This window comes from Paraburkholderia sp. JPY419 (assembly GCF_050435705.1).
GTDB lineage: Bacteria > Pseudomonadota > Gammaproteobacteria > Burkholderiales > Burkholderiaceae > Paraburkholderia > Paraburkholderia youngii.
The window spans coordinates 1013527-1032815 of the sequence record NZ_JBNDKV010000002.1; the positions used below are offsets into that span (position 1 = coordinate 1013527).

Annotated in this window: 14 protein-coding genes; 7 read left to right on the forward strand and 7 right to left on the reverse strand. The window is 65.2% G+C overall.

Going from position 1 to position 19289, the window contains the following annotated elements; all coding sequences use genetic code 11:
* Nucleotides 1-3: 3 nt before the first annotated feature.
* Entirely contained in the window at nt 4-1119 is a 1116-nt protein-coding gene (locus tag QFZ91_RS10835) for a succinylglutamate desuccinylase/aspartoacylase family protein (RefSeq protein WP_429567229.1), read from the forward strand.
* A 21-nt stretch (nt 1120-1140) separates the two neighbouring features.
* Here QFZ91_RS10835 and QFZ91_RS10840 read toward each other — a convergent pair whose 3' ends face one another.
* The 4 genes from QFZ91_RS10840 to QFZ91_RS10855 form a co-directional block, all read right to left on the reverse strand.
* Nucleotides 1141-1617 (reverse strand): DNA-deoxyinosine glycosylase, encoded by a 477-nt coding sequence (locus QFZ91_RS10840; RefSeq protein ID WP_429567230.1) that lies wholly within the window; start codon nt 1615-1617, stop codon nt 1141-1143.
* Complete coding sequence (locus QFZ91_RS10845) at nt 1617-2333, reverse strand: chorismate--pyruvate lyase family protein (protein ID WP_429567231.1); 717 nt, start codon at nt 2331-2333, stop codon at nt 1617-1619. Before QFZ91_RS10845 ends, QFZ91_RS10840 begins: the two co-directional genes overlap by 1 nt.
* A gap of 201 nt (nt 2334-2534) precedes the next feature.
* On the reverse strand, nt 2535-4433 hold the full coding sequence (gene htpG / locus QFZ91_RS10850; protein WP_429567232.1) for a molecular chaperone HtpG: 1899 nt from the start codon (nt 4431-4433) through the stop codon (nt 2535-2537).
* 121 nt (nt 4434-4554) lie between these two features.
* The gene (locus QFZ91_RS10855; RefSeq protein ID WP_429567233.1) at nt 4555-6012 is read right to left on the reverse strand and encodes a PLP-dependent aminotransferase family protein; all 1458 of its coding nucleotides are present in this window, start codon (nt 6010-6012) and stop codon (nt 4555-4557) included.
* A 223-nt stretch (nt 6013-6235) separates the two neighbouring features.
* On the opposite strand from QFZ91_RS10855, the gene QFZ91_RS10860 reads away from it, so the two are divergent.
* The 6 genes from QFZ91_RS10860 (at nt 6236) to QFZ91_RS10885 (ending at nt 13958) form a co-directional block, all read left to right on the forward strand.
* Nucleotides 6236-6940 carry a VOC family protein gene (locus QFZ91_RS10860; protein WP_429567234.1) on the forward strand — a complete coding sequence of 235 codons (705 nt, stop codon included), beginning with the start codon at nt 6236-6238 and terminating at the stop codon, nt 6938-6940.
* Between the two features lie 128 nt (nt 6941-7068).
* Nucleotides 7069-8265, forward strand: a complete 1197-nt coding sequence (locus tag QFZ91_RS10865) for a PLP-dependent aminotransferase family protein (RefSeq protein ID WP_429567235.1) — start codon at nt 7069-7071, stop codon at nt 8263-8265.
* Nucleotides 8266-8369: 104 nt separating this feature from the next.
* On the forward strand, nt 8370-8834 hold the full coding sequence (locus tag QFZ91_RS10870; RefSeq protein WP_013088824.1) for a RidA family protein: 465 nt from the start codon (nt 8370-8372) through the stop codon (nt 8832-8834).
* 196 nt (nt 8835-9030) lie between these two features.
* Nucleotides 9031-9930, forward strand: coding sequence for a PhzF family phenazine biosynthesis protein (locus QFZ91_RS10875; protein ID WP_429567236.1), 900 nt, complete (start codon nt 9031-9033; stop codon nt 9928-9930).
* A 418-nt stretch (nt 9931-10348) separates the two neighbouring features.
* Nucleotides 10349-12712, forward strand: a complete 2364-nt coding sequence (locus tag QFZ91_RS10880; RefSeq protein ID WP_429567237.1) for a bifunctional diguanylate cyclase/phosphodiesterase — start codon at nt 10349-10351, stop codon at nt 12710-12712.
* Nucleotides 12713-12749: 37 nt separating this feature from the next.
* A complete protein-coding gene (locus tag QFZ91_RS10885; protein ID WP_429567238.1) occupies nt 12750-13958 on the forward strand; it encodes a chromate transporter in 1209 nt (402 codons plus the stop codon).
* A 48-nt stretch (nt 13959-14006) separates the two neighbouring features.
* On the opposite strand, the gene QFZ91_RS10890 is transcribed toward QFZ91_RS10885, so the two are convergent.
* The 3 genes from QFZ91_RS10890 to QFZ91_RS10900 form a co-directional block, all read right to left on the reverse strand.
* The gene (locus QFZ91_RS10890) at nt 14007-14465 is read right to left on the reverse strand and encodes a CopD family protein (RefSeq protein ID WP_429567239.1); all 459 of its coding nucleotides are present in this window, start codon (nt 14463-14465) and stop codon (nt 14007-14009) included.
* Nucleotides 14466-14752: 287 nt separating this feature from the next.
* Nucleotides 14753-17074: a DNA topoisomerase IV subunit A gene (gene parC, locus QFZ91_RS10895; RefSeq protein WP_429567240.1), complete on the reverse strand. Its 2322-nt coding sequence runs from the start codon at nt 17072-17074 to the stop codon at nt 14753-14755.
* 60 nt (nt 17075-17134) lie between these two features.
* Nucleotides 17135-19120, reverse strand: a complete 1986-nt coding sequence (locus QFZ91_RS10900; protein WP_176380745.1) for a DNA topoisomerase IV subunit B — start codon at nt 19118-19120, stop codon at nt 17135-17137.
* Nucleotides 19121-19289 lie beyond the last annotated feature (169 nt).

Sequence of the window (19289 nt, forward strand, 5' to 3'; positions counted from 1 at the left end):
ATCATGCAAACACAAACCCATCCGTTGATTTCCCCGTCGCTCGGCACCGAGCGGTACCTGACGAGCTTCCACTACGGCCCGACGGGCGGACAGAAGATCTACATCCAGTCGTCGCTGCATGCCGACGAGCTGCCGGGGATGCTGGTCGCATGGGAACTGCGCCAACGCGTCGCCGCCCTCGAGACGGCGGGCAGGTTGCGCGGCGAAATCGTCATCGTGCCGGTACCCAATCCGATCGGCCTCAACCAGCGGGTGCTCGGGCACATGGTTGGCCGCTTCGAAAGCGGCACCGCGGCGAACTTCAATCGCAACTTCCACAATCTGGCCGAGCTCGTGATGCCGCGCATCGAGCCTCACCTGACCGGCGACGCGCAACGGAACCTGCGCGCCGTGCGCGCCGCAATGTGCGAGGCGCTCGCCGAGCAGACGCCGACCACCGAGCTCGAATCGCAGCGCCTCGCACTGCAGCGCCTGTCATACGATGCCGACGTCGTGCTCGACCTGCACTGCGACTTCGAAGCGGCGATGCATCTGTTCACGAATCCCGACACGTGGCCCGACGTCGAGCCACTCGCGCGCTATCTCGACGCGAAGACTTCGCTGCTCGCGCTCAATTCGATCGGCAATCCGTTCGACGAGATTCACAGCTTCAGCTGGTCCGAGCTGCGTGCCCGCTACGGCGAGCGCTATCCGATTCCGCATGGCTCGATCTCGGTAACGATCGAGCTGCGCGGCCAGGCGGACGTGAGCTACGCGTTCGCCGAGCGCGACGCCAACGCGATCGTCGAATACCTGACGTTTCGCGGTGTCATCGACGGCACACCCGCGCCGTTGCCGGAGCTCGCGTTCCAGGCCACGCCTTTCTCCGGCAGCGAGCCGCTCGTCGCACCGATCTCCGGCGTGCTCGTGTTCTGCGCGCCGCTCGGTGTCTGGGTCGAGCCCGGCGAGGCGATCGCCGACATCGTCGATCCGCTGACCGGCCGCGTCGTCACGATCACGAATTCCGTCGCCGGCGTGCTATATGCGCGGCAACGCGCGCGCTTCGCCACCGCGGGGCTGGAGGTCGCGTGTGTCGCTGGAGCCGAGCCTGTTCGTAGCGGCTCGCTGCTGCCGAACTAAGTACCCTTCCTCCGAATTTCGTCAAGAGAGAATCTGCCGCCAACACGAGAGCTTCTGTTCGAACGACAGCGTCGCATTCGCCGGGCTCGACGACGGCAACACCAGCGTTCGATAGCCTGCCGCACCGATGACCGGCGCGAACCGCCCCGCCGTCTTCCCGTTGAAGCAAACCTTGTTAAGCAACGGCGCATGCTCGCGCAACGACTCGAAGTCGTTCGGCTGCGCATGGCGGATCGCCGAGTCGAGACTGCCTTGACGATGGCATGCATCGAGCACATCCCAGATGCCGACCCGATGCGCGAGCACGCGTGCGAGGCGCTCTTCATACGGCAACCCGTGCAGCGCGGGTTCGCCGAGTACCGTGCCGAGCAGGCGCCAGAACTGGTTGCGCGGATGTGCGTAATACTGCGCCGCGGCCAGTGACGCTTCGCCGGGAAAACTGCCGAGTATCAGCGTGTGCGTGTCGGCCGCGACGACCGGCGGAAAGCCGCGCAACATCAGCGGCTCCGATCGTCCGACGTGCGCGGCGCGGCATGCGCGCGCGACGCGGTGTGATCGAGCGGACGGCCGTGGTCGCGTATCCGTTCGTGCGCGACATGCGCGGCTGGAACGCGCTCGGTCGCGGCGCCCGGGCGCCCCGCCTGCTCCAACCAGGCCAGATGCTCCCACAATGCCGGCAGCATGCATTCGGTCACCATCAAAGGCGCGCCGTGGCGCTCGAACACCGAGCGCCGTGCGACCAGCGCATGCGGCTCATCCACGACGCCACCGCCGATCTCACGCGCGGCCAGCCGATACAACGGATGCCGCTTCCCCACCCTGCGGCTCACCAGCGACGAACGCGCGACGCCGCTATCGCTGTACAGCAACTCGGCGAGCGGCCGCGTGCGCAGCCGCCGCGTCGCCTGCCAGATGCCGACGCTCGCGGCGCGTGGCGTCACGCTATGCGCGGCGACGAACGGCACACCATCGACAGACAGCACCACTTCGCGCACCCACACGAGCGCGCGCGGCGTGAGTCCGAGCGCGGCGGCTTCGTCCGGCCACGGCTGCGCGATCGCTTCGCGCGTCACCCGCACCGCGACCGCGCCGAGCGCGCGCAGATGCGCAGTCAGCGAACCGCCGCGGGTCAGCCAGTCTTTCTGGGCAGCGCTGAAAGTGGGCAAAGGCGCGACGCGCCAGTGGGTGTCGGCGGGATCGAAACGGATAGGCATGGTGTCGGATTATAGCGGCGCGCTCCGACGGCATTTTTTCGCGGCGACGCTTGCGCTGATCGCGCGCCGCCCCAAGCAAGAAGCCGGCGCGAACCGACGGGAAAAAAAAATGCGCTGCCGAAGCAGCGCATTGCCGAACCACCACACAGCGTCAATCCAATAACAACGTCATCGACGCTCCCAGTTCGCCTTCACTGAAACTCAACCCGCGCGCGACAGCAGCAACGCATTGGTCCGCTTCACGAAGCTCGCCGGATCTTCCAGCGCGCCGCCTTCGGCGAGCAGTGCCTGATCGAACAGCAGATGGCACCAGTCGTCGAAATTCGCGCTATCGGCATGCAGACCCTTGACGAGCGCGTGCTCCGGATTCACTTCGAGAATCGGATGGAACTCCGGCGCCTGCTGGCCCGCGGCCTTCAGCATGCGCTGCAGGTAGCCGCTCATTTCGCCGTCGTCGGCAACGAGGCACGACGGCGAGTCGGTCAGGCGGAACGTCAGACGCACGTCCTTCGCCTTGTCCTTCAGCGCTTCCTTCATCTTCTCGACGAGCGGCTTGAACTCTTCGCCGATTTTCTCCTGCGCCTGCTTTTCCTCGTCGTTCAGTGCGCCGAGATCGAGATCGCCGCGCGCGACGCTTTGCAGCGGCTTGCCGTCGAATTCGTTGAGGAACGACAGCATCCATTCATCGACGCGATCGGTCAGCAGCAGCACTTCGACGCCCTTCTTGCGGAACACTTCGAGATGCGGGCTGTTCGACGCGGCTTGCCAGGTGTCGGCGGTCACGTAGTAAATCTTGGTCTGCTCGGGCTTCATGCGAGCGACGTAGTCGGCCAGCGACACGGTCTGCTCGGCCGTGCCCGTATGCGTCGTCGCAAAGCGCAGGAGCTTGGCGATGCGCTCGCGATTGGCGAAGTCCTCGCCGATGCCTTCCTTCAGCACCTGGCCGAATTCCTTCCAGAAGCTGGCGTACTTTTCCTTGTCGGCGGCTTCATCCGAATTCGCCAGTTCTTCGAGCATCGACAGCGCGCGCTTCGTCACGCCTTCGCGGATCGCCTTCACGTCGCGGCTTTCCTGCAGGATTTCGCGCGACACGTTGAGCGGCAGATCGGCCGAATCGACCACACCCTTCACGAAACGCAGGTAGGTGGGCAGCAGTTGCTCGGCGTCGTCCATGATGAACACGCGCTTCACATACAGCTTCAGGCCGCCGCGTTGCTCGCGGTTCCACAGATCGAACGGCGCGTGTGCCGGCACGTACAGCAGTTGCGTGTACTCGCTGCGGCCTTCGACGCGGTTATGCGTCCACGTCAGCGGATCCTGATGATCGTGCGAGATGTGCTGGTAGAACTGCTTGTACTGATCTTCGGTGATGTCGTTTTTCGAACGGGTCCACAGCGCGCTCGCCTGGTTGACGGTCTCGTCCTCGTCCTTCGTGACCATCTCGCTCTTTTCCGCGTCCCACTCTTCCTTCTTCATCAGGATCGGCAGCGCGACGTGGTCCGAGTACTTCTGGATGATCGACTTCAGCCGATACGACGACAGCAGCTCATCCTCATCGGCTCGCAGATGCAGCGTGATGGTCGTGCCGCGCGCGGCGCGCTCGATCGTCTCGACCGCGAAATCGCCCTCGCCCGCGCTGACCCAGCGCACGCCTTCCGAGGCCGGCAAGCCGGCGCGGCGCGTCTCGACGGTGATCTTGTCGGCGACGATGAAGCCCGAGTAGAAGCCCACGCCAAACTGGCCGATCAGCGCCGCGTCCTTCTGCTGGTCGCCCGACAGCTTGCCGAAGAATTCCTTGGTGCCCGAACGCGCGATCGTGCCGAGGTGGGCAATCGTTTCGTCGCGGCTCATGCCGATGCCGTTGTCGTCGACCGTGACGGTGCGCGCGGCCTTGTCGTACGACACGCGAATCCGCAGGTTCGGATCGTTTTCGTACAGCGCGCTGTTTTCGATCGCCTCGAAGCGCAGCTTGTCGGCCGCGTCGGACGCGTTCGAGATCAGCTCGCGCAGAAAGATTTCCTTGTTGCTGTACAGCGAATGGATCATCAGTTGCAGAAGTTGTTTCACTTCTGCCTGAAAGCTCATGGTTTCTTGTGCCATGGTCGGACTTCCTCTCTGTTGCGAATGGGGGATGGGCGGCGGCGAAACCTGTCAGGGCCCGCCGGGCCGGATCGCCGGACCGCGGGATCGTCGGCGCAATTGGGGACGATCCGGCGCGGTTTCAAGAGGCGCGGCGCGCGACGCCGTCGAGATAACGGCTCAGAAACGCCGGCAGTTCGGGATCGCCGCAATTGGCGATGTTGAAGCGCATCCACGTGCTCGGCGACTGCTGCGGCGAAAACAGGCCGCCCGGCGTGAGCAGGAAGCCAGCTTCGTGCCCGGCCGCGGCGAGCGCGCCCGCGTCGACGCCGGTGTCGGCCCAGAGGAACATGCCGGCCGTCGGCGTCAGGAACAGCTTCATACCGGTCTTCTCGATCATCCGCACGGCCTTCTCGCGCACACCGTCGAGCCGCGCGCGGATGCGCTCGACGTGCCGCCGGTAGTGGCCCTCGGTCAGGATCTTGTAGATCACGCGCTCGTTGAGTTCGGGGCTCGTCATGCCGACCAGCATCTTCTGATTGCTGACCACCATTGCGACTTCCGGCGCGCACGCGATGAACCCCACTCGCAGATTCGGCGCGAGCGTCTTCGAAAAGCTGCCGAGGTAAATCACACGCTTCAACTGATCGAGGCTCGCGAGCCGCGTGCCCGGGTAGCCGGGCGGGCACAGGTCGCCGTAGATATCGTCCTCGACGACGATGAAGTCGTACGCCTCGGCAAGCCGCAGGATGCGGAACGCCTGCGCGGCGGTCAGCGAGGTGCCAGTCGGGTTTTGCAGCACCGAGTTGATCACCAGCATTTTGGGGCGCCATTCCTGAACCAGCGCTTCGAGCGCGTCGAGATCGGGACCGTCCGGGGTGTACGGCATGCCGACCAATCGGGCGCCCTGCGACGCGAAGCAGCCGAACATCTGAAACCACGCCGGATCGCCGACGATCACCGCGTCGCCCGGCTTCACGTAGATGCGCGAAATCAGGTCGATCGCCTGCGTGATGCCGGACACCATCACGATCTGCTCGGGCGACGCGCCGATCTCCAGCTCCTCGAGCCGCGTCTGCAACTGCTGGCGCAGCGGCAGGAAGCCTTGCGCGGTGCCGATGCCGAGCATCTGCATGCCGCTTTGCCGGCCGAGCGTGCGCAGCGCGTTGGTGATCAGGTCGCCGTCGAGCCAGCGGGCCGGCAGATAGCCGAGCCCCGGACTGCGCTCGGGCCGCGCGCCCGTATGCAGCATGTTGCGCAGCAACCAGACGACGTCGATATTGGCCGGCGCGGGCAGCGCCTCGGCGCGCGGGTGCAGTTCGGTGACACTCGCCGCGCCGCTCTGGCGCTCGCGCACATAAAAGCCGGAGCCGCGCCGCGACTCCAGGAAACCCTGCGCGACGAGCCGCTCGTACGCTTCGACCACCGTGAAGCGCGATACGCCCTTGTCGAGCGCGAGCTTGCGGATGGACGGCATGCGCATGCCGGGGCGGAACACGCGCTCCTCGATGCGGCGCCGCGCCCACTGGACGAGCTGTTCGACGAGAGTCAACGACGCGGTATCGTGCGGGGCGGGAATCTGGGCAAGCGGGACGGACATGAGGGGCTCCGACTGTACCGAACAGTATCGCGTCGATTGTACCGTTACTGTGCAGGTCGGGGCCGTTACATTTGAATCCAGCGAAGGGTGGTCACGGCATACGAAACCATCCGCATGGCCCGCCGATCCGGCAAACGGTTATGCTTACGGCCCCGGCAGCGCAGCCTACAAGCGTGGCGCGCAACGGGCCCTTGCGCAGAACAGCGTTTTCCGTCCATCCGCCATGACAGCCCTGACAGCCCAATCGCTCATCAGTCTCGATCACCTCGTCGTCTCCGCGCGCACGCTGGATGAAGGCGTCCAGTACGTCGCCGATACCCTCGGCGTCGCCCCGGCCGGCGGCGGCGCGCATCCGCTGATGCGGACCCACAATCGCCTGCTCGGCCTGTGGGGCGGCGTCTACCTGGAAGTGATCGCGATCGATCCGCGCGCCGCGGCCGACACACCCGGTGGCACCGCGCCGCGCCCGCGCCTGTTCGCGCTCGACGATCCGGCGATGCAGGCGCGACTCGAAAACGGCCCGTATCTGTCGCACTGGGTCGCGCGCGTCGAGCGGCCGAAGCGTCTCGCGACGTGGCAGACGCAGTACCCGCAGCGCATCGCGCCGGTCGTGCCGATGACGCGCGGCGATTTCACGTGGGGCCTGACGGTGCCCGACGACGGCTCGTTCCCCGCCTGGCAAGGCGCCGGCGACGGCGTGCTGCCGTCGCTGATCCAGTGGGAATCGACGCGGCATCCGTCACAGTCGCTGGCACCGACGAACCTCGCGCTGAAAGCGCTGAAAGCCGTGCATCCGCGGCCGGAGCTGATTGGCGAGCAACTGCGCTGGCTCGGCGCCGCGCACCTGCTCGACGTCCAGCCGACCGACGGCGCCGCGGCGCTCGTCGCCGAATTTGAAACACCCGAGGGTCCACGAACCCTCGGATAAGCAGCGCGCGATTGGGCAACCGCGGGCCAACCCCGGGGCAACCCCGGGGCGCCCCCGGGGGCAATGCTTGCCGAGTCGCGCGATAATTGAAGTTTTGACCGGTTCCAGAAATACCAGCAGAGGAGATCATGGACCAAAGCGACCTGAAAGCCCCCACGTGGCAATTGTCCGAACGCGCGCGCAAGCTCACCAGCTCCGCGATTCGCGAAATCCTGAAGGTCACGGAACGGCCCGAAGTCATCTCCTTCGCCGGCGGCCTGCCCTCGCCGGCCACCTTCCCGGCCGAGCGCATGCGCGAGGCATCCGACCGCATCCTGCGCGACTCGCCCGCCGCTGCGCTGCAGTACAGCGCGACCGAAGGCTATCTGCCGCTGCGCGAATGGGTCGCGCAACGCTACTCGATCAACGGCGCGCAGATCCGCCCGTCGCAGGTGCTGATCACGACCGGCTCGCAACAGGCGCTCGACCTGCTCGGCAAGGTGCTGGTTTGCGTGGATAGCCCGGTGCTGGTCGAAACGCCGACCTACCTTGGCGCGCTGCAATCGTTCTCGATGTACGAGCCGCACTACGTGCAGGTTCCGACCGACGAACAGGGCCTGATCCCGGAAGGCCTGACGCCGGAACTGATCAAAGGCGCGCGTCTCTTGTACACACAGCCGAATTTCCAGAATCCGACCGGCCGTCGTCTGCCGGTCGAACGCCGCCGCGCGCTCGCCGAGTTCGCGAAAGGCTCGCCGTTCCCGGTGATCGAGGACGACCCCTACGGCGCGCTCGACTACGCGGGCGAACCACTGCCGACGATGCTGTCGATGGCGCCCGATCACATCGTCTATCTGGGCTCGTTCTCGAAGGTGCTCGCGCCGGGTCTGCGCGTCGGCTTCATCATCGCGCCCGAGGAACTGATCTTCAAACTCGTGCAGGCCAAGCAGGCCACCGACCTGCACACGCCGAGCTTCACGCAGCGCATCGTGCACGAAGTGGTCAAGGACGGCTTCCTCGACACGCACGTGCCGACGATCCGCGAGCTGTATCGCAACCAGTGCGACGCCATGCTCACCGCGCTGGAACGCTATATGCCCGAAGGCGTCAGCTGGAACCGTCCGGAAGGCGGCATGTTCATCTGGGTCAAGCTGCCGGCGGGCATCGACACGATGAAGCTGCTCGAAGAAGCGGTCGCGCAAAACGTCGCATTCGTGCCGGGCGCTCCGTTTTTCGCGAGCGAGGCGCAGCACAATACGCTGCGCCTGTCGTTCGTCACCGTGCCGCCCGCTAAAATCGACGAAGGCGTGGCGCGTCTCGGCGCACTCGTGCGCGCGAAAATTTAAAACGGCGTTAGCCGCACTGCCACCGGGGCGAAGTTTGCACGCGCGTTGCGTGCGGACTTCGCCCCGCCTGCATTCATGCAATCTCACCGTAACGAGGACACGACATGGCTCAATCGAATGTGTACGACAAGCTCAAGGAACTCGGCATCGAACTGCCGGCAGCGGGTGCGCCGGCAGCGGCCTATGTGATGAGCGCGCAAAGCGGCAACACGGTGTACCTGTCGGGTCACATCGCGAAGAAGGACGGCAAGGTCTGGGTCGGCAAGCTCGGCGCGACGCTCGGCACCGACGAAGGCAAGGCCGCCGCGCGCTCGATCGCAATCGATCTGCTCGCCACCTTGCATGCGCACGTCGGTGACCTGAACCGCGTCACGCGCATCGTCAAGCTGATGAGCCTCGTGAACTCGACGCTCGAGTTCACCGAGCAGCATGTGGTCACCAACGGCGCGTCCGAGCTGATCGCCGACGTGTTCGGCGAGCGCGGCAAGCACGCGCGCTCGGCATTCGGCGTCGCGCAGATTCCGCTCGGCGCGTGCGTCGAGATCGAACTGATCGCCGAGGTCGAATAAGCATCGAAGCGATATGACGATGCAGGCGATGCCGCGTGAGATTCGCAAATAATTCACGCGGCATCGCGATGCGAACGCGCTGTCTGGTGTCACGCACCGGCGGCGCGTTTTTGTTTTATGGCGACGGTGGATCGCCGCCGCGCAGCCGGATAGAATCCGCGAAATCCCTCAACGTCCATTGCGCCGGGGCCTGTCGATGTCCGCTCACACCGTTCGTTTCAAACAGGTCGACGTGTTCACGTCGACACCGTTCAAGGGCAATCCGCTTGCCGTCGTGTTCGATGCCGACGCGCTCGATACCGCGCAGATGCAGGCCATCGCGCGCTGGACCAATCTGTCCGAAACCACCTTTCTGCTGAAGCCGACCGATGCCGCCGCCGACTATCGCGTGCGCATCTTCACGCCGGGCGGCGAGTTGCCGTTCGCTGGTCATCCGACGCTTGGCACCGCGCATGCTTTGCGCGAAAGCGGCTACCAGCCGAAGCAAGCTGGCAAGCTGATCCAGCAATGCGGCGTGGGTCTCGTCGAACTCGAAGCGCTCGATGGCGCCGACGCTACACACGGCGCATGGGCGTTCGCCGCGCCGCCCGCGCGCGTGACGCCGCTCGCCGAGCATCGTTACGAGGCGCTGTCTACGGCTTTACGTAGTCAGGCGATCGACTTTACCGCGCCGCCATGCGCGGTGGATAACGGCGCGCCGTGGCTCGTCGTGCGGGTCGATTCGGCCCGCGACTGCCTCGCGCTCGAACCCGATGCGGCGGCGCTAGCCGAGCTCGTGCATTCGGTCGACACGCACGGCGTCGCCGTATACGGTCCGCACGACGCCGACGGCCCGGCAACGTTCGAAGTCCGTTGCCTGATGGCGGGCGGCGGCTTCGGCACCGGCGAAGACCCGGTGACGGGCAGCGCCAACGCCGCGCTCGCGGGTCTGCTGAGCCTGCAGCAACGTCGTCCCGGCACGCGCTACACGGCGCGCCAAGGCACCGTGCTCGGGCGCGCGGGCGACGTGTCGGTCCACTATGACGATGCACGCGGCAAGATCTGGATCGGCGGCCCTGCGGTAACGATCATCGACGGCACGTGCCGGCTCGCGTGAGCGGACCGCGGCCTCGCGCGCGAGGCACCGCGACACGCCGCATCTCGCCGCTTCACACCACAAAAAGCCGCATCACTATGACGTCGCCATACCTGGTTGTCCGAATTCATCGCGACTGGACGGCAAAACCCTTGCCAGAAACCGGCCATGCAGGGCTCATGAGCGGCCGGACCGAGGTGCTCGCCGCGCCCGCGTATACCCCATGCGCGGACCCTTCCTTAATCGAGTCGCATTCAGTAATATCGAACGGTATATAGCGGTCGAATCCGATGACCTGTGGACGGTCAGGCGCGGCGCCACGCCCTCTCCTCCTGCGCAGCAGCTTTGGCACCTTGGTCACCATGCAGCCATCCATTCATTTCGCGCAGTCGATGCCCGTGCGTTTGCACGCGACCCACCCCCAGCCAAGGGCCGCGCGATGACTCAGTCCCGCTTCTCCGACCCGCGCGAAGCCAGGCCGCGACGCGATCCGATGATCACGCGCCGGCGCGCGTTGCTCGTTATTCCAGCACTCGGCGTACTCGTATTGATCCTGCTATGGACCGTGATCTTCGCGCGGCTATCGGTCGAGAAAGACGCGACGTACCGCGAAGCGATGGCGTCTTCCGCCATTCTTTCCTCGGCGCTCGAGCAGCACACTATCAAGGCGATTCACCAGGTCGATCAGATCACGCGCTTCGTCAAGTACGAGTTCGAAAAGACGCCGAATCATTTCGATCTCGCGAGCACGGTCGAAAAAGGCGTCGTGCAAAGCGAAACGCTCGTGCAGGTGTCGCTGATCGACGAGCACGGCAGACTGATCGCCAACACGGCCGAACTGAATCCCGCTCACATCGACCTGTCCGACCGCGAGCACTTCAAGGTCCACGAGCACGAGAACGACGACCAGCTATACATCAGCAAACCGGTGCTCGGCCGCATTTCGGGTCACTGGACGCTGCAGATGACGCGGCGCCTGAATCATCCTGACGGCTCGTTCGCGGGCGTCGTCGTGGTGTCCGAAGACCCGAGCTACTTCACGTCGGACTTCTACAACAACGCGGCGATCGGCCGCGAAGGCGTGATCGCGGTGATCTCCGACAACGGCACCGTGCTCGCGCGCCGCACCGGCAACGCCAACAAGGCCAGCAGCACGTTCACCGCGAGCGGCACGTATCCGACTTCGGAGCACGTGTCGGGCACCTACGTCGATTCGATCGACAATGTCACGCGTATCGTGTCGTACCGGCACATCGACGGCTATCCGCTCGGCGTGCTCGTCGGTCTTTCGCAGGGCGAAGAATTCGCCGACTACAACCACACGCGCAACGTCTATCTGTTGATGGCAGGCTTCATCTCGCTCGCGATGCTCAGCTTCTTCGGCGTCGCGACCGGCCTGATCGGCAAACTGCTCGGCCGCGAGCGCGAGATGACGCATCTCGTCGAATACGACCTGTTGACGGGCCTGCGCAATCGCTACGCGACGCTGCAGGCGCTGCGCCACGACGTCGCGCAGCTGTTCAATCTCGGCCGCCTCGCGATTCTTTTCATCGACCTCGACAACTTCAAGACCGTCAACGACACGCTCGGTCACAACGCCGGCGACATCGTGCTGCAGATGACGGCCTCGCGCCTCGCGACCGCGGTCGGCGACGAAGGCACGCTCTCCCGCATCGGCGGCGACGAGTTCGTCGTCGTGATCAAGGGCGACGATGTCGAGAAGCGCGCGGTCGCGCTCGCCGAAGCCGCCGGGGAAGCGTTCTCGAAGCCGTTCGAGGTGCGCGGCAGTTCGTTCGTGCTGCATGCGAGCATCGGCATCGCGCTGTACTCGGTCGCCAACGAAAGCGAGATCGACCTGCTGAAGAAAGCCGACCTCGCGATGTACAGCGCGAAGGACGCCGGCAAGAACTGCTACCAGTTCTATTCGCCGCATCTGTCGCATCGCGCGGATCATTTGATGAAGTGGGAACAGCAGCTGCGCGTCGCGCTGGCCGAAGGGCAACTGTTCCTCGCCTATCAGCCGAAGATCGATCTGGCGCGTCGCTGCATCACCGGCTTCGAAGCGCTCGTGCGCTGGAACCACCCGCAGCACGGGCTGATCCCGGCCAACGAGTTCATTCCCGTGGCAGAGTCCACTGGGCTGATCGTGCCGATCGGCGACTTCGTGATCGAGACCGCATGCCGTCAGCTCGCGCAGTGGCAGCAGCAGGGCTACGACACGCTGTCGCTCGCTGTGAACATTTCGGCGGTGCAGTTCTGGCGCGGCGACCTGTTCGAAACGATTTCGCGCGCGATCGAGGAAACCGGCATCTCCGCGCGCCGCCTCGAACTCGAAATCACTGAAACGACGATGATGGAATTTCCGGAAGTCGTCTCCGAAAAAATCTTCGCGCTGAAGCGTCTCGGCGTACGCATCGCGCTCGACGATTTCGGCACCGGCTATTCATCGCTGTCCTATCTGAACCGCTTCGCCGTCGATACGCTGAAGGTGGACCGCTCCTTCGTCCAGGCGATTCCGGGCGACCGCAGCGTCTGCGTGATGGTCACCGCGATCGTCAACCTCGCGCGCTCGCTCGGGCTCACGGTGGTCGTCGAAGGCACGGAGACCGAAGAGCAGATTGCGTGGCTGGCCGCGCTCGGCCATATCGAGGCGCAGGGCTTCCTGTTCTCGCGTCCGGTGCCGGCAGAGGCGATTCCGGCGCTGCTCGAGCGCTTCGGGGTATGCGGCATGAACAACACCAGCGGCCGCCGCGTCGCGCACCTGGCCGACAGCGCAAGCAGCGTATCCAGCACCAGCAATTAAAGGACGGGCGCCCGCACCGCGGGCCCCCGCAGCGCCGATGCCGACCATCACGAGTGAGGAGGCTGCCCGCCGCGGGCGACGGGAACCGCTATGGACACTGTTCCGGGTCGTGTGCGGCTTGTCGGCGCTGTCGTGGGGCGGCCTCGCGTTGATGGCGCAGCTCGAGCATCACTACGTGGAACGCGAGGGGCGACTCTCGCGCGTGGCGTTCTCGGATCTGATCGCGCTCGCGTGGATGGTGCCGGGACCCGTCGGCTGCAACGTCGCCGTGCAGCTCGGACACGCGCTGCGCGGACGCGCGGGCGCATGGGTCGCCGGTGTGGCGAGCGTGCTGCCCTTCTTCACACTGATGACGCTGTTCGCGATCTTCTATCGCACGCCCGTCGTGCATACGATCGCGTCGCCGACGCTGCTACATCACTTCAGCGTCGTGCTTGCAACACTGATCGCGCTCACCTGGTACAAGCAGACGCGCGCGCTGGTGCGCGGCAAGCTCGAATGGACGGCGGCGCTGCTCGGCAGCATCGCGCTGCTCTATGCGCATAGCGCCGCGGCGTATGTGGTGATGCTGGGAGCAGCCTTCGGCATCGGCTGGTTCGCGAGCCCGGAGCGCGACTCGCGGCTGGCCGTGTCGCTTCGGCGCGGCGACTATCGGCTGCTGGCCGCGCTCGGCGTCCTGCTCGTGCTGTTTGCGCTGCCGTTGCCGCATCGCTATGACCTCGCGCTGCTGTGGCCGCGTCTCGCCGGCGCCGGCATGACGCTGTTCGGCGGCGGCTTCTCGGCGTTGCCGGTGCTGAAGACGCTGTTCGTCACGCCGGCGGTCGGCGTGTCCGATAACGACTTCACGCTCGCGTTTACGCTGTCGCCGTTGTCTCCGGGACCCTTGCTGAACGTGGTGCCGTTCTTCGGCTATCTCGTCGATGGCTGGCTCGGCGCGCTGATCGCGACGCTCGCGCTGTTCGTGCCGTCCGGCTGCCTCGTCGTGCTCGCGCAGCGGCATCTGCATCTGTTGAAGGTGAACCCGCGCTTCGAGCACGGCATGAGGATTCTGCGCGCGGTCACGACCGCGTTTCTCGCGGTCGCGGTACTGCGGATTGCCGCGCATGTACCGCTGGAACCGATCTATCTGTTGACCGCGACGTTCTCCGCAATGTGCTTCGCGAAGCTGAAGGTGCCGGTGTACGCCGTGTACGGAACGGTGGCGGTGGCGTGTGGTTTGTGGCTCGCGTACGGCGTCACGACGTGACGCGTCGCGGTCCGCACGAAGCCTGTTGCGCCGTTGGCGATCGGCGGATCAGAATCCGCGCGACAGCACCGCGACGCCGATCGTCACGACGCCCAGCACGAGATTGATCAGCACGAGACGGCGGACCGTACCGACCGCCCGCGCGCCGTCGGGCCACTTCTGCGCCTGCACCGCGCGGCGAATGCGCGGATACACGGCGAAGCGGACATGCCCGAAGATCAGCATCATCACGATGCCGAGGCCGGCCATCGCATGCAATGGCCAGGTGGCATGACCGCCACCGAACTGCATCAGCAGGAAGCCGCCGCTGATCAGGATCACGAGCACTGACACCCCGACCCAGTTGAAGAAGCGGCCGAACACCGACTCCCACAGCGGCAGGCGCAGTTGCGGCGACAGATCGCCGAGCGCCGGGCGCAGGCAGAAATGCGCGAACACCATACCGCCGACCCACACCGCCACCCCGAGCAGATGCAGAAAAAGCGCGACCTCGATAGCCTTGTTCATGTAGTTTTCCTCTCCCGACGACGCCACACCGTTTTGGACACTTAATCCCGCTCAGCAGCAACTGAGCGCGTTCGACCATACGTGATACAGGCAGTTCCGGGTGTCGACGTCGATTGCATCGTATTTGTCGTTGTAATCGCGGCACCTTCATCTGGCCGCGACGCCGCCGCACCCCGTTTGCTTCCACACCCTTTGCGCGACGGACTTGTTGTGACTGACCGCGAGCGCCCCGCATGCTAGCAGGCGCCCGTGGCTTTCCAGCGTCAAGCTTGGTTAAATCGACTCTACTAAGCCGGCAGCACCGGACGCATGCCGTTGAGCTTCAGCTTGCTGTCAGGCGCGCGACCCTTGCGCGCGCGTTTGCCGACATGCGCCGCAAGCTCGGCACCCGCCAGCTTCTCCTCGTCAACGCGACCGCCGCGGCGTGTGCCGCTCAGCATCACACCCGCCTTGTCGATTGCGAGCGCCTGCACGAGCGTCTCGTTGTCGTCGAGCGCCATCAGCGTGACGCCACGGCCGCCGCCCGACAGCGTCTTCATCTCGTCGAGGCCGAACACGAGCAGACGCCCGCCCGACGACAGACACGCGACCTGCACCGCATCCGGCAGCATCGGCATCGGCGCGAGCGGCGCGGCGCCGGCGTCGATCGTCATGAACGACTTGCCTGCCTTCACGCGGCTCACCATGTCGCCGACCTTCGCGATAAAGCCGAAGCCGTTGCTCGACGCGAGCAGCAGCGCCTGGTCCGCCGACGCCGCGTAGTAGTGCATCAGATGGCTGCCCGATTCGAGTTCGATCAGCGACGTGACCGGCACGCCGTCACCACGCCCGCCCGGCAGTTGCGCCACCGCGACCGAATAAACGCGCCCGTTGCTGCCCCACGCGATCAGCATGTCGGGCGTGCGGCACTGGAACGCCGCGTAGAGGCCGTCGCCAGCCTTGAAGCTGAAGCCCGCGACGTCGAGCCCGTGGCCCTTCAACGCGCGCACCCAGCCCTTCTGCGACACCACCACCGTGACCGGTTCGTCGACCACGCGCGCTTCGAACGTCGCGCGCTTTTCCTGCTGGATCAGCGTGCGGCGCTCGTCGCCGTACTGCTTCGCGTCGGCTTCGATTTCCTTGATCAGCTGGCGCTTCATCGCCGGTTCGCTGCCGAGCAGCTCCTCGAGCTTGGCCTTCTCTTCGCGCAGTTCGGCCAGTTCCTTCTCGATCTTGATCTTCTCGAGACGGGCCAACTGACGCAGCCGGATTTCGAGGATGTCCTCGGCCTGGCGGTCCGTGAGGCCGAACGCGGCCATCAGCGCGACCTTCGGCTCATCCGATTCGCGAATGATGCGGATGACTTCGTCGATATTCAGGAAGACGATCATCCGGCCTTCGAGAATATGGATGCGGTCGTCGACCTTCGACAGACGATGCCGCGTGCGGCGCGTGACCGTCGCGAAACGGAACGCGATCCACTCGTGCAGGATTTCGCTCAAGCCCTTCTGACGCGGCCGGCCGTCGCCACCCACCATCACCATGTTCAGCGGCGCGTTCGATTCGAGGCTCGTATGCGCGAGCAGCGTGTTGACGAACTCGGTCTGATCGATGCGGCTCGACTTCGGCTCGAACACGAGACGCACCGGCGCGTCCTTGCCCGATTCGTCGCGCACCGCGTCGACGAGCGCGAGCAGCGTCTGTTTGGTCTGCAACTGCTCGGGCGTCAGCGCCTTTTTGCCGAGCTTGATCTTCGGGTTGGTCTGTTCTTCGATTTCCTCGAGCACCTTCTGCGCGGCCGTGTTCGGCGGCAGTTCGGTGATCACGAGCTGCCACTGGCCGCGTGCGAGGTCTTCGATCTTCCAGCGCGCGCGCACCTTCAGGCTGCCGCGGCCGGTTTCGTACGCGGCGGCGATTTCCGCCTCGCTCGAAATGATCTGGCCGCCGCCCGGGAAGTCCGGACCCGGTACATGCTGCATCAGCTCCGCGTGAGAGAGCTTCGGATGGCGGATCAGCGCGACCGCGGCGCTTGCGAGTTCGCGCAGGTTGTGCGACGGAATTTCCGTCGCGAGACCCACCGCGATGCCCGATGCGCCGTTGAGCAGCACGAACGGCAGACGCGCCGGCAGCACCTTCGGCTCGTCGAACGAGCCGTCGTAGTTCGGCATGAAGTCGACCGTGCCCTGGTCGATCTCACTGAGCAGCAGCTTCGCGATCGGCGTCAGACGCGCTTCCGTGTATCGCATCGCCGCCGCGCCATCGCCATCGCGCGAGCCGAAGTTGCCCTGGCCGTCGATCAGCGGATAGCGCATCGAGAAGTCCTGCGCGAGACGCACGAGCGCGTCGTACGCGGACTGGTCGCCGTGCGGGTGATACTTACCGAGCACGTCGCCGACCACGCGCGCCGATTTGACCGGCTTCGCGTTGTCGCCGAGGCCCATCTCGTTCATCGCGAACAGGATGCGGCGCTGCACAGGCTTCTGGCCGTCGCAAACGTCCGGCAGCGCGCGGCCCTTGACCACGCTGACCGCATACTCGAGATACGCGCGCTCCGCGTAGTTGCCGAGCGTCAGCACGTCGCCGTCCGACGGCGGCTCGTTGAAAAGGTCGAGAGTGTTATCGTCGTCCATCTAGATTCCGTGTCCGTGTTTGGCTTGAAGTGTCGTATGCCGCATCGAGGCGCGATGCGCTCAGATGTCCGCTTCCACTTCGTTGCCCTTCTCTTCGAGCCAGCTGCGGCGCGACGCCGCTTCGCCCTTGCCCATCAGCATCGTCATGCGCGCGACGGTCGCGTCGTAGTCGAGTGCACCGAGCGCAACCGGTTGCAGGCGGCGCGTGTCGGGATTCATCGTCGTGTCCCACAGCTGCTCGGCACTCATCTCGCCGAGCCCCTTGAAGCGGCTGATCGACCACTGGTTGTCACGCACACCGTCCTTGCGCAGCTTGTCGAGAATCGCCTCGAGTTCGCCTTCGTCGAGCGCATAGAGCTTCTGTGCGGGCTTCTTGCCGCGCGCGGGTGCATCGACGCGAAACAGCGGCGGCCGCGCGACGCACACATGGCCGCGCTCGATCAGCTGCGGGAAATGCTTGAAGAACAGCGTGAGCAGCAGCACCTGGATGTGCGAGCCGTCGACGTCGGCATCCGACAGAATGCAGATCTTGCCGTAGCGCAGATTCGACAGATCGACCTTGTCGTCCGGATTATGCGGATCGACGCCGATCGCCACCGAAATGTCGTGCACCTCGTTGTTCGCGAACAGGCGATCGCGCTCGGTTTCCCACGTATTCAGCACCTTGCCGCGCAGCGGCAGAATGGCCTGATACTCCTTGTCGCGGCCCATCTTCGCGGAGCCGCCTGCCGAGTCACCCTCGACGAGGAACAGCTCGTTGCGTCCGATTTCCGTCGATTCGCAATCGGTCAGCTTGCCGGGCAGCACCGCGACCCCCGAGCTTTTGCGCTTCTCGACCTTCTGGCCCGCGCGCGTGCGCGCCTGGGCCTGCTTGATCACGAGGTCCGCGAGTTTCTTGCCGTGCTCGACGTGCTGGTTCAACCACAGTTCGAGCGCCGGCCGCGCGAACGACGACACCAGCTTGACCGCGTCGCGGCTATTCAGGCGCTCCTTGATCTGCCCTTGAAACTGCGGATCGAGCACCTTCGCCGACAGCACGAACGACACCCGCGCGAACACGTCTTCGGCGAGCAGCTTCACGCCCTTCGGTTGCAGGTTGTGCAGCTCGACGAAGCTCTTGACCGCCTGATAGAGACCGTCGCGCAGTCCCGACTCATGCGTGCCGCCCGCGGGTGTCGGGATCAGGTTCACGTACGACTCCCGCGTGAGCGGCCCTTCCTCGCTCCACGCGACGACCCACGCCGCGCCCTCGCCCTCGGCGAACGTCTCTTCGCTCGAACGCGAGCTTTCCGCGTAGCGCTCGCCCTCGAACAGCGGGATCAGCAGATCGCTGCCGTTCATGCCTTCGAGCAGATAGCCGCGCAGGCCGTCTTCGTATTTCCAGCTTTGCTGCTCGCCGGTCTTTTCGTTGACGAGCGTGACTTCGACGCCCGGCAGCAGCACCGCCTTCGAGCGCAACAGACGCTGCAACTCGCCGAGCGGCAGGTTCGGCGAATCGAAGTACTTCGGATCGGCCCACGCGGTCACGCGCGTGCCGGATTTCTTGTCGGCCTTGGTGGCGGCGCGCACCTGGAGCGGCTTCGCGACGTCGCCGTGCGCGAAGCTCAGTTCGGCCACCTTGCCGTCGCGCCACACGGTGACGTCGAGCCGCGTGGACAGCGCGTTCGTGACCGACACGCCGACGCCGTGCAAACCGCCCGAGAACGTATAAGCGCCGCCTGCGGCCTTGTCGAATTTGCCGCCCGCATGCAGGCGCGTGAAAACGATTTCGACCACCGGTACGCCCTCGTCGGGGTGCAGGCCGAACGGAATGCCGCGGCCGTCGTCGTCGACCGAGACCGAATGGTCCGCGTGCAGCGTGACCGTGATTTGCCGGCCGTAGCCGCCGAGGGCTTCGTCCGATGCGTTGTCGATGACTTCCTGGATGATGTGCAGCGGATTCTCGGTGCGGGTGTACATGCCGGGTCGTTGCTTGACCGGCTCCAGACCCTTCAACACCTTGATCGACGCTTCGCTATACGCGGCGTTTGGCTTTTTCGTAGACATGATTGACTCGGTGCGTCGGTTCATCGTTGTCCACAGGTCCTGTGGACAGGGCCGTGGACAATGCGTTGAGTTTTCAAAAAAAGCGAAACGAAACAACAGGGTTAGGCGGGGTGCCCGCAGTGCGGGCAAGCTGTTTTGTTGCGCGGCTTCCGCTGGTGCGCTCGAAGGC

Excerpts from the sequence above, each read along its gene's own strand:
- QFZ91_RS10835 (WP_429567229.1), top strand. The coding sequence starts at position 4 with ATGCAAACACAAACCCATCCGTTGATTTCCCCGTCGCTCGGCACCGAG.
- QFZ91_RS10840 (WP_429567230.1), bottom strand. The coding sequence starts at position 1,617 with ATGTTGCGCGGCTTTCCGCCGGTCGTCGCGGCCGACACGCACACGCTG.
- QFZ91_RS10845 (WP_429567231.1), bottom strand. The coding sequence starts at position 2,333 with ATGCCTATCCGTTTCGATCCCGCCGACACCCACTGGCGCGTCGCGCCT.
- htpG (WP_429567232.1), bottom strand. The coding sequence starts at position 4,433 with ATGGCACAAGAAACCATGAGCTTTCAGGCAGAAGTGAAACAACTTCTG.
- QFZ91_RS10855 (WP_429567233.1), bottom strand. The coding sequence starts at position 6,012 with ATGTCCGTCCCGCTTGCCCAGATTCCCGCCCCGCACGATACCGCGTCG.
- QFZ91_RS10860 (WP_429567234.1), top strand. The coding sequence starts at position 6,236 with ATGACAGCCCTGACAGCCCAATCGCTCATCAGTCTCGATCACCTCGTC.
- QFZ91_RS10865 (WP_429567235.1), top strand. The coding sequence starts at position 7,069 with ATGGACCAAAGCGACCTGAAAGCCCCCACGTGGCAATTGTCCGAACGC.
- QFZ91_RS10870 (WP_013088824.1), top strand. The coding sequence starts at position 8,370 with ATGGCTCAATCGAATGTGTACGACAAGCTCAAGGAACTCGGCATCGAA.
- QFZ91_RS10875 (WP_429567236.1), top strand. The coding sequence starts at position 9,031 with ATGTCCGCTCACACCGTTCGTTTCAAACAGGTCGACGTGTTCACGTCG.
- QFZ91_RS10880 (WP_429567237.1), top strand. The coding sequence starts at position 10,349 with ATGACTCAGTCCCGCTTCTCCGACCCGCGCGAAGCCAGGCCGCGACGC.
- QFZ91_RS10885 (WP_429567238.1), top strand. The coding sequence starts at position 12,750 with ATGCCGACCATCACGAGTGAGGAGGCTGCCCGCCGCGGGCGACGGGAA.
- QFZ91_RS10890 (WP_429567239.1), bottom strand. The coding sequence starts at position 14,465 with ATGAACAAGGCTATCGAGGTCGCGCTTTTTCTGCATCTGCTCGGGGTG.
- parC (WP_429567240.1), bottom strand. The coding sequence starts at position 17,074 with ATGGACGACGATAACACTCTCGACCTTTTCAACGAGCCGCCGTCGGAC.
- QFZ91_RS10900 (WP_176380745.1), bottom strand. The coding sequence starts at position 19,120 with ATGTCTACGAAAAAGCCAAACGCCGCGTATAGCGAAGCGTCGATCAAG.